The organism is Micromonospora sp. NPDC051296 (assembly GCF_040682255.1).
In the GTDB taxonomy this organism is placed as follows: domain Bacteria; phylum Actinomycetota; class Actinomycetes; order Mycobacteriales; family Micromonosporaceae; genus Micromonospora; species Micromonospora craterilacus.
The window spans coordinates 1-9,192 of the sequence record NZ_JBFBAO010000286.1; the positions used below are offsets into that span (position 1 = coordinate 1).

The following is a 9,192-nucleotide window of genomic DNA, read 5'->3' on the forward strand; positions in this document are numbered from 1 at the left end:
CCACCGACCTGGTCGACATCAACCTGGGCATCCGGATCCTGCTCGGCAGCTCCTACTACAAGGACTGGGCCGGCGAGGAGGAGCCGTTCGTCAAGTACGACCCGCTCGGCAATCCGGTCGACATCCGCCACCCCTGGAACCAGACCACCCTCCCGGATCCCGGCAAGCGCGACTTCAACGACCGGTACAGCTGGGTGATGAGCCCCCGCTGGTTCGACAAGAGCAGCGGGCAGCATCTCGCGCTGGACACCGGCGGTGGCTGCTTCGCCCGGCTGTACACCACGGCACTGGCGAAGCTGGTCGACACCCCGTACGTCAAGTCGACCGGGCACAGTGTGCAGATCCTGCTGCCGAAGAGCGCACGGCTGCCCGAAATGACGCTGGAGTGGAAGATCCCGCGCTGGTCCAACGCGCTGGAGCGGGACCGCTCCCGGGCCTACTTCATCGCGTACGCCGCGGCGATGTCGCTGTACTTCCTGGAACGGGCGATGGAGCGGATGCGCGGCGGCGACATGCGGGTGTTCACCGAGTTCGACGTGCCGGACGAGGCCATCGGCTGCGGCTTCCACGAGGCCGTCCGGGGCATCCTGTCGCACCACATGGTGATCCGGGACCGCAAGATCGCCAACTACCACCCGTACCCGCCGACACCCTGGAACGGCAGCCCCCGGGACAGCTACGGCACTCCCGGGCCGTACGAGGACGCGATCCAGAACACCCCGATCTTCGAGGAGAACGGCCCGGACAACTTCAAGGGTGTCGACATCATGCGGGCGGTGCGCAGCTTCGATCCCTGCCTGCCGTGCGGGGTGCACATGTACGTCGGCGGCGGTCAGACCCTCAAGAAGATCCACTCACCGATGTTCGGCGCGTCGCATGGCTGAGCCGCCGGCCAGTCCGCGGCTCGACGACACCGCCGTCGAGCCACGGCTGGCCCGCCTGGACGCCGTACTCAGTCAGCTCGAGCAGACCCCCGGCCGCACCGCCGAGCTGGCGCTGGAAGCCGTCGAGATGCTGACCGAGGTGTACGGCGAGGCGCTGGCCCGGGTCACCGACCTCACCGCCGGCAGTCCCCGCGCGCTCGACCGGCTCACCGGCGACGAGCTGCTGCGGCACCTGCTGCTGTTGCACCGCATCCACCCGGACCCGCTGGACCGGCGGGTGGCCCGGGCGGTCGACGACCTCCGGCCGCAGCTACAGGCGCAGGGCGCCGAGATCGCGCTGATCGGTGTCCAGGACGAGGTGGCGCGGATCAGCCTGTCCGCGAGATCGTGCGGCGGTGGCGGCGCGGCCCTGCGGGACCTGGTACGGGAGCAGGTGCTGACGTTCGCGCCGGAACTGTCCGCCGTCGACGTGGTGGCGCCCGCGCCGGCTCCGGCGCTGATCCCGGTCAGCACCCTGTGGCAGCGGCCGGACCGGCCCGAGCCGGCGACGACGAGCGAGGTGGGGCGAGCCGCGGGGCCGCTGGCGTTGGGTGGCACGGCATGACCGCGGGCGCGCTACAGCGGGCGATCCGCCGGGCGGGGCAGCGTTCGGCGGCGGCCGAGCGCTGCGGCATGTGCGCCGGGCCGGTCGGTCCCGAGCACCGGCACGTGTGGGACGAGCAGGACGGGGAGCTGATGTGCGCCTGCACACCGTGCTCCCTGCTGTTCGAACGCGAGGCGGCCGGTGCCGGCCGGTATCAGCTCGTGCCCGCCCAGGGCCGACCGTTGACCGGCCTCTCCGCCGACGAACTCGGCGTGCCGGTCGGCCTGGTCTTCTTCGTCAGGCAACCCGACGGCCGGGTACTCGGGCACTACCCGAGCCCGCTGGGCACCACGGAATCGGAGATCGATGCCGATGCCTGGCGGGCCGTCGAGGCGCGATCAGCCGCGCTGGCCGAGCTGAAGCCGCGGGTCGAGGCGTTCCTGGTGTGGACCGGCACGCCGCGCGGCGGCGGCCAGCAGTGGGTGGTGCCGGTCGACGACTGCTTCCGGCTGGTGGCGCTCATCCGGCAGCACTGGACGGGCATGTCGGGGGGAAGCGCGGTGTGGCGGGAGATCGCCGGGTTCTTCGACGACCTGGGTCGACGGCATGGTCGGCCGCCCGGCAACGACTGATGGAGGGGGCGGAAGTGGGCGAGATCCGAGTGGGCGATCCCGATGTGGAACTCGACGCGCCGGCGCACACCAAGGGCGTCGAGGAGGGCAACTCGCGCAGGAGGCCACAGACGGGCCATCACGATGACGGGTCGGTGGATGCCCGCCGGTCGACCGGCATCCGGCCCAAGGAGCACGGCCCGATCCTGCCGACCATGCCGAACCTGCCGCCCGGCTGAGCGGGCCCGAAGGAGGTGAGCTATGCGGAAGCTGTTGGCGCTGCTGGCCGGCGTCGCCGTGGTCGGGCTGTTCTGGAAGGAACTGCCCGCACTGCGGCGCTACCTCAAGATCGCGAAAATGTGAACGGGAAAGGCCGAACGAGCCGATGTGTCTAGGTATCCCGGGGGAGATCGTCGAACTCAAGGCCGGTCACGACGATCTCGCCGTCGTCGACGTCGTGGGCGTCCGGCGGGCGGTCAACATCGGCCTGCTCGAAGCGGACCAGGTCGGCGTCGGCGACTGGGTCCTGGTCCACGTCGGGTTCGCCATGTCGAAGATCGACGAAGCCGAGGCCGCCGCCACGCTGGCGCTGCTGACCGGTCTCGGGCAGGCGTACACCGACGAGTTGCAGGCGCTCGCCGAATCCGACATCAGCTAGGGGATCACCAGATGCGTTTCGTCGACGAGTACCGCGACGCGGACAAGGCCCAGGCGTTGGCCACCCAGATCGCCGCGCTGTGCGAGCCGGGACGGCAGTACAAGTTCATGGAGGTGTGCGGCGGGCACACGCACACCATCTACAAGCACGGTATCGAGGACTACCTGCCGGAGAACATCTCGCTCGTACACGGCCCGGGCTGCCCGGTCTGCGTCATCCCGATGGGCCGGGTGGACGACGCCATCGCCATCGCCAACGAGCCGGGCGTCATCATGACCGCGTTCGGCGACATGATGCGGGTCCCGGGCGGGACCGGTTCGTTCCTGGACGCCAAGGCGGCCGGCGCGGACATCCGGATGGTGTACTCGCCGCTGGACGCGCTGAAGATCGCGCGCACCAACCCGGACCGCCGGGTGGTCTTCATGGCGATCGGGTTCGAGACCACCTCGCCGTCGACCGCGATGACGGTGCTGCGGGCGGCTGCCGAGGGCATCGACAACTTCTCGGTGTTCTGCAACCACGTCACCATCCTGCCGGCGATCAAGGCGATCCTGGACTCACCCGACCTGCGTCTCGACGGCTTTATCGGGCCCGGGCACGTCTCCACCGTCATCGGCTGCCGACCGTACGAGTTCATCGCCCGCGACTACGGCAAACCGCTGGTGTGTGCCGGGTTCGAGCCGCTGGATCTGCTGCAGTCGGTCTTCATGCTGCTCGGGCAGCTCGCTGAGGGGCGCTGCGAGGTGGAGAACCAGTACACCCGGGTGGTGCCGTGGGACGGCAACCTGCGGGCGTTGGAGGCGATCGGCCAGGTGATGCAGCTGCGGCCGTACTTCGAGTGGCGCGGCCTCGGCTTCATCTCACACTCCGCGCTGCGGTTGCGGGACGAGTACGCGGCGTACGACGCCGAGCAGATCTTCGACGTGCCCGGGGTACGCGTGGCGGACCCGAAGGCCTGCCAGTGCGGCGAGGTGCTCAAGGGCGTGCTCAAACCCTGGGAGTGCAAGGTGTTCGGCACCGCCTGCACGCCGGAGACGCCCATCGGCACCTGCATGGTCTCCTCCGAGGGCGCGTGCGCGGCCTACTACAACTTCGGCCGCTTCACGCGGCAGCGGCTGACGGAGGCGACCCGGGTATGACGACCGAACGCACCGCCGGATGGGTCGAGCGCGCGGTGGCCGAGGCGGAGGCGACGACCGATCGCGACTCGGGGCGGCTGTCGCCCGAGGAGCAGGTGCTCAAGCGCATCGAACGGGCCCGCCGGCGCGCGCCGAAGATCCGGGAGAGCCGGATCACGCTCGCGCACGGCGCGGGCGGCAAGGCGACGCACAGCCTGGTCGAAGGACTGTTCGTCGAGGCGTTCCGCAACCCGACGCTGGAGGCGCTCGACGACGCTGCCGTGCTTTCCGTGGGCACCGGCCGGCTGGCCTTCACCACCGACTCGTACGTGGTGTCGCCGCTGTTCTTCCCGGGTGGCGACATCGGCGATCTCGCGGTCAACGGCACCGTCAACGATCTCGCGGTCAGCGGTGCCCGGCCGCTGTGGCTGTCGGCCGGGTTCATTCTGGAGGAGGGCTTTCCGGTCGCCGACCTGCGACGGATCACCGCCTCGATGGCCGCCGCCGCGGCGCGGGCCGGGGTCCAGGTGGTCACCGGGGACACGAAGGTGGTGCAGCGGGGCAAGGCCGACGGCTGCTACATCAACACGGCGGGCGTCGGCGTGCTGGAGCGGCCGGTCAGCCTGGGCACTGGGCGCATCCGCCCGGGTGACGCGGTCGTCGTCTCCGGTCCGATCGGCGACCACGGGGTCACCATCATGCTGGCCCGCGGCGAACTGGACATCGCCGCCGACCTCGCCTCGGACACCGCGGCGCTGCCCGCTCTGGTGGACGCCCTGCTGGACGCGGCTCCCGGCGTACGCCTGCTGCGCGACGCCACCCGGGGCGGCGTGGCGACCATCCTCAACGAGGTGGCGCAGGCGGCTCAGCTCGCCGTCGTCGTCGACGAGTCCGCCGTACCGGTGCGTCCCGCCGTGACCGGCGCCTGCGAGCTGCTCGGCATCGACCCGCTCTACGTGGCCTGCGAGGGCCGCCTGGTGGCCGTGGTGGACGGCACGCAGGCGGAGGCCGCCGTGGCGGCGCTGCGCGGCCACCCGCTCGGCGACGGCGCGGCCATCGTCGGCCGCGTCGCCGCCGATCCACCCGGGATGGTGCTGCTCCGGACCGCGTTCGGCGGCACCCGGGTGGTCGACATGCTGGTCGGCGATCCGCTCCCCCGCATCTGCTGAGTGCAAGGAAGGGCCCCTTCTTATCGCTTTCTGTATAGGAGGGGCCCCCTCCTAACATCTCAGGAGCGGTGCCGGGCGGCGGCCACCACGGCCTGGCCGAGCGATATTCCGCCGTCGTTGGGCGGAACCCGCGAGTGCACGAGCACCCGGAAGCCGTCCCGCTCCAGCCCGCTCACCACCGCCTCGAGCAGCAGCACGTTCTGGAAGACCCCGCCGGAGAGCGCGACGGTGGCCAGTCCCGTGCGGTCCCGGACGGCTCCGGCCGCCCGGACCACGGCGTCGGCCAGGCCGTGGTGGAAGCGCGCGGCGATCCGGCCCGGGTCCACGTCGGCGAGCAGGTCCTCGACCACGCACCGGACCAGGCCGCGTCCGGCGTTTCGCAGCGGCACCGGGCCACCCGCCTCGACCGGGTAGCCGCCCCGCTCGTCCCGGTCGGCCCGCTGCTCCAGGGCGATCGCGGCCTGCCCCTCGTACGTGTTGCGGTCGTGCAGGCCGAGCAGCGCCGAGACGGCGTCGAACAGCCGGCCGGCACTGGAGGTACGCGGAGAGTTCGTCCCGGTCCGCGCCAGCGCCACCACCGCGGGCCACTGCCGCTCGTGCCGCCGCAACAGCGGCAGATCCGGTACCGCGCCGCCGTAGAGGTCGTCAAGGTAGGCCGCCGCCATCCGCCACGGCTCGCGCACCGCCGCGGCCCCGCCCGGCATCGGCACCGCGCCCAGGTGACCGACCCGCTCGAACCCGGTCAGGTCGGCGACGAGCAGCTCGCCGCCCCAGAGGGTGTCGTCCGGGCCGTACCCGAGACCGTCGAAGGCGACGCCGATCACCGGGCCGGGCTCGCCGTTGTCGGCCAGGCAGGACGCGATGTGGGCGTGGTGGTGCTGGACCCCGCACAGCTCGACGTCGTCGCGCTGCCGGGCGTACTTGGTGGACAGGTACTCGGGGTGCAGGTCGTGGGCGACGACGTCCGGCCGGACGTCGAAGAGCCGGGTGAAGTGCGCGATGCCGTCGGTGAACGCCCGCAACGTCTCGTAGTTCTCCAGGTCGCCGATGTGGTGCGAGACGAACGCGCGCCGTCCCTTCGCCACGCAGAAGGTGTTCTTCAGCTCCGCGCCGCACGCCAGCACCGGTCGGTCGAACCGCCAGGGCAGGGTGATCGGCGCGGGCACGTAGCCACGGGAGCGCCGCACCGGCAAATCGCGGCCCCGGAACACGCGTACCACCGAGTCGTCGGTCCGGACGTGGATCCGCCGGTCGTGCACGAGGAAGCCGTCGGCGATCGGCGCCAGCCGCCCGCGGGCGTCGTCGTCCCGGTACGCGATGGGTTCGTCGGAGACGTTGCCGCTGGTCAGCACGATCGGCGTGGCCAGCCGCCCGAGCAGCAGCTGGTGCAGCGGCGTGTACGGCAGCAGCACGCCCAGGTCGCGGTTGCCGGGCGCCACCGACGCGGCGACCGGGGCGTCGGGGCGGCGCGGCAGCAGCACCACGGGACGGCGGGCGCCGGTGAGCACCGGCTCGGCCGCCGGTGCCACGTCGACCAGGGTGCGCGCCGCCCGCAGGTCGGCGGCCATCACCGCGAACGGTTTCTCCTCGCGGTGCTTGCGGGCGCGCAGCGTCGCGACCGCTCGGTCGTCGTCGGCTCTCGTGGCCAGGTGGTAGCCGCCGAGGCCCTTGACCGCGACGATCCGCCCCTCGCGCAGCAACCGTACGGCGGTGTCCAGCGGCTCGCCGGGCACCGGTGTGCCGTCGGCGGTGACGAACCGGAGGGCGGGGCCGCAGGCGGGGCAGCACACCGGCTCGGCGTGGAAACGGCGGTTCCTCGGGTCGGCGTACTCGGCGGCGCAGCCGGCGCAGAGCGGGAACTCGGCCATGGTGGTGGTGCGGCGGTCGTACGGAAGGTCCTCGACGATGGTGAAGCGCGGGCCGCAGTTGGTGCAGTTCGTGAACGGGTAGCCGTGCCGGCGGTCCGCCGGGTCGGCCAGTTCGACGAGACAGTCCGGGCAGGTGGCGGTGTCCGGGGCGATGAGGGCATCCCGGCCGGCGCCGGTGACGCTGGTGACGATGGCGAAGCCGGGCTGGCCGGTCGGCGGGAGCGGCTCGGTGGTGAGCCGGTCGACCTGGGCGAGGGTCGGTGCCCGCCGGCTGAGGTCGGCCACGAAGGCGGTCAGCCGGTCCCCGTCCCCTTCGACCTCGACGAAAACGCCCGCGGTGTCGTTGCCGACGAAGCCGGCCAGGTCGTACTCGGTGGCGAGCGCGTGCACGAACGGGCGGAAACCGACCCCCTGCACGATCCCCTCGACCCGGACGTGCACCCGCCGTACGCAGGCCAACTCCATGGCAGCCCGGTCAGAGGTCGCCGGCCAACGCCTGCTGGGTGAGTTCCCAGAGCACGTGGTAGACCGTCGTCTGCGCCTCCTGGACCCGGTGCACCGATGCCGACGGCACCACGAACAGGTGGTCGACGAACTCGGATTCGGCCATCCGGCCGCCGTCGTACCCGGCGATCCCGACGGTCAGCATGCCGCGCCGGGCCGCCTCCTCGAACGCCCGCAGGACGTTGCTCGATCCGCCGCTGGTGGACAGGCCCACCGCGACGTCCCCGGCCCGGCCGAACGCCGCCACCTGCCGGGCGAAGACCACCTCGAACCCCACATCGTTGGAGAGCGCGGTGATCAGTGCGACGTCGTGGGTCAACGAGATGGCGGGCAGCGGGCGGGCCGCCGTCGGTGGGTGCAGGAACAACTGCGCGACGTCCTGCGCGTCGGTGCTGCTGCCGCCGTTGCCGAACGCGTACAGCGTGCCGCCGGCCTGGAAGGCCGCGGCGCACCGGCGGGCGCAGTCGACCAGGCGCTGCCCGTGCTCGGCGACCAGCGATTCGCGCAGCGCGACGATCTCCGCCGCCTTCGCCGCGGTGGACCGCGCCACCTCGGCGAGCACCGCGTCCACGTCGGTCGGTCGGGTGTCCAGAAACGGGTAGAGCGCCCCGATCGCGCCCTCGACCCGGGCGCTCATGCCAGCACTCCGCTGCGCTCCGTGCCGTCATGAGGCACCGCCGCACTGTGCTGATGATTCGCTCGCTGGCACTCGCTCATGACAGCTTCTCCACGACGGCGATGGCCTCCTTGGCGTGGACCAGCACGACGTCGCCCGGTCCCGCCTCGACCAGGGCGACACTGATCTCCTCCGGCCCGGCCTCGGTGTCGACCATGGCCAGGCCGCCGGCCAGCACCTCCCGGACCCGGACGGCGACCGCCACGTCGGAACAGGTGATGCACACCTCGTCGTGGCACTCCGGCACGCTGGCCGGCGGGCCTAACCGCAGGGGCTGCCGGGTCACCGGACCGCCTCCGGCTCCAGCAGTCCAGGCTGCTCGAACAACACGTGCACCAGCTCCCACAGGATGTGATAGATCGTCACGTGCACCTCCTTGACGATGCACGGGTCCTCGGAGCGGGCGACCACGACGTGGTCGGCGACGGCCTCCCGAGCGATGTCGCCGCCGTCGCCGCCGAGCAGCCCGACGGTGAGCAGACCGAGGTCGCGGGCCGTCGCCAGGCCACGTCGCACGTTGGCGCACCGGCCGTCGACGGACAGTCCGAGCGCGATGTCCGCCGGCGCGGCGAGCAGGCGCAGTTGAGCGGCGAACACCTCGTCGAAGCCCTCCGCCCGGGCGATACCGGTGAGGGTGGCGGCGTCGTTGGTCAACGAGATCGCCGGCAACGCCCGCTTGCCCACGATGACCGGGTGGACGAACTCCACCACGATGTGCTGGGCGTCGGTCGCCGGCCCGCCGTTGCCGAAGACGATCAGCTTCCCGCCGCGGTGGAAGCGCACGGCCATCGCGTAGCAGGCCCGCGCGATCTGCGCCGCGTCGGCGGCGACCGCCTGCGCCGGTGCCACCCGGCGGGCGAACGCACGGCCGACCACCGGCATCACGGACGACTCCATGCTCCTCCGTTCACCGTCGGGCCGCGGCGAACCGGTCCGCGGCGCCGGACCGCGCTGCCTGCAGGGCACCCGCCGAGCGGCGCAGACAGGCGTCGATGACCTGGTCGAGCTGCGCCAGCCGGACGGTCCACGCCCGGAGATCGTCGCGGCCCTTGGCGGTGAGCTGGTAGCACCGGCGGGCCGGCCCCGCCCCGGCGGTCTGCCACACGGAGATCAGCGACCGG

At 72.1% G+C, this 9,192-nt stretch carries 12 protein-coding genes; 7 read left to right on the top strand and 5 right to left on the bottom strand.

Features of this window, described 5'->3' with window-relative positions; all coding sequences use genetic code 11:
• From AB0M52_RS24985 to hypE, 7 genes are all read left to right on the top strand, one after another.
• On the top strand, positions 1-884 hold an 884-nt coding region (locus AB0M52_RS24985; RefSeq protein WP_363958192.1), incomplete at its 5' end, for a nickel-dependent hydrogenase large subunit.
• Positions 877-1,488, top strand: coding sequence for a hypothetical protein (locus AB0M52_RS24990; protein ID WP_363958195.1), 612 nt, complete (start codon positions 877-879; stop codon positions 1,486-1,488). The genes AB0M52_RS24985 and AB0M52_RS24990, both read left to right, overlap by 8 nt.
• The gene (locus AB0M52_RS24995; protein WP_363958197.1) at positions 1,485-2,099 is read left to right on the top strand and encodes a DUF5947 family protein; all 615 of its coding nucleotides are present in this window, start codon (positions 1,485-1,487) and stop codon (positions 2,097-2,099) included. The genes AB0M52_RS24990 and AB0M52_RS24995 overlap by 4 nt, the downstream gene beginning before the upstream one ends.
• A gap of 14 nt (positions 2,100-2,113) precedes the next feature.
• Complete coding sequence (locus tag AB0M52_RS25000) at positions 2,114-2,317, top strand: hypothetical protein (RefSeq protein WP_363958200.1); 204 nt, start codon at positions 2,114-2,116, stop codon at positions 2,315-2,317.
• Positions 2,318-2,463: 146 nt separating this feature from the next.
• Positions 2,464-2,736 carry a HypC/HybG/HupF family hydrogenase formation chaperone gene (locus tag AB0M52_RS25005; protein WP_363958202.1) on the top strand — a complete coding sequence of 91 codons (273 nt, stop codon included), beginning with the start codon at positions 2,464-2,466 and terminating at the stop codon, positions 2,734-2,736.
• A gap of 11 nt (positions 2,737-2,747) precedes the next feature.
• On the top strand, positions 2,748-3,875 hold the full coding sequence (gene hypD, locus AB0M52_RS25010; protein ID WP_363958205.1) for a hydrogenase formation protein HypD: 1,128 nt from the start codon (positions 2,748-2,750) through the stop codon (positions 3,873-3,875).
• Positions 3,872-5,023, top strand: coding sequence for a hydrogenase expression/formation protein HypE (gene hypE, locus AB0M52_RS25015; protein WP_363958208.1), 1,152 nt, complete (start codon positions 3,872-3,874; stop codon positions 5,021-5,023). The genes hypD and hypE overlap by 4 nt, the downstream gene beginning before the upstream one ends.
• Before the next feature lie 59 nt (positions 5,024-5,082).
• Here the strand turns inward: hypE and hypF are convergent, their stop codons facing one another.
• From hypF to AB0M52_RS25040, 5 genes are all read right to left on the bottom strand, one after another.
• Positions 5,083-7,356: a carbamoyltransferase HypF gene (gene hypF / locus AB0M52_RS25020; RefSeq protein WP_363958211.1), complete on the bottom strand. Its 2,274-nt coding sequence runs from the start codon at positions 7,354-7,356 to the stop codon at positions 5,083-5,085.
• Between the two features lie 10 nt (positions 7,357-7,366).
• Positions 7,367-8,032: an SIS domain-containing protein gene (locus AB0M52_RS25025; RefSeq protein ID WP_363958214.1), complete on the bottom strand. Its 666-nt coding sequence runs from the start codon at positions 8,030-8,032 to the stop codon at positions 7,367-7,369.
• A gap of 76 nt (positions 8,033-8,108) precedes the next feature.
• Positions 8,109-8,357 carry a HypC/HybG/HupF family hydrogenase formation chaperone gene (locus tag AB0M52_RS25030; RefSeq protein WP_363958217.1) on the bottom strand — a complete coding sequence of 83 codons (249 nt, stop codon included), beginning with the start codon at positions 8,355-8,357 and terminating at the stop codon, positions 8,109-8,111.
• On the bottom strand, positions 8,354-8,968 hold the full coding sequence (locus AB0M52_RS25035) for an SIS domain-containing protein (protein ID WP_363958219.1): 615 nt from the start codon (positions 8,966-8,968) through the stop codon (positions 8,354-8,356). Before AB0M52_RS25035 ends, AB0M52_RS25030 begins: the two co-directional genes overlap by 4 nt.
• 10 nt (positions 8,969-8,978) lie before the next feature.
• Positions 8,979-9,192: hypothetical protein (locus AB0M52_RS25040; RefSeq protein WP_363958222.1), on the bottom strand; the 214-nt coding region annotated here is incomplete at its 5' end.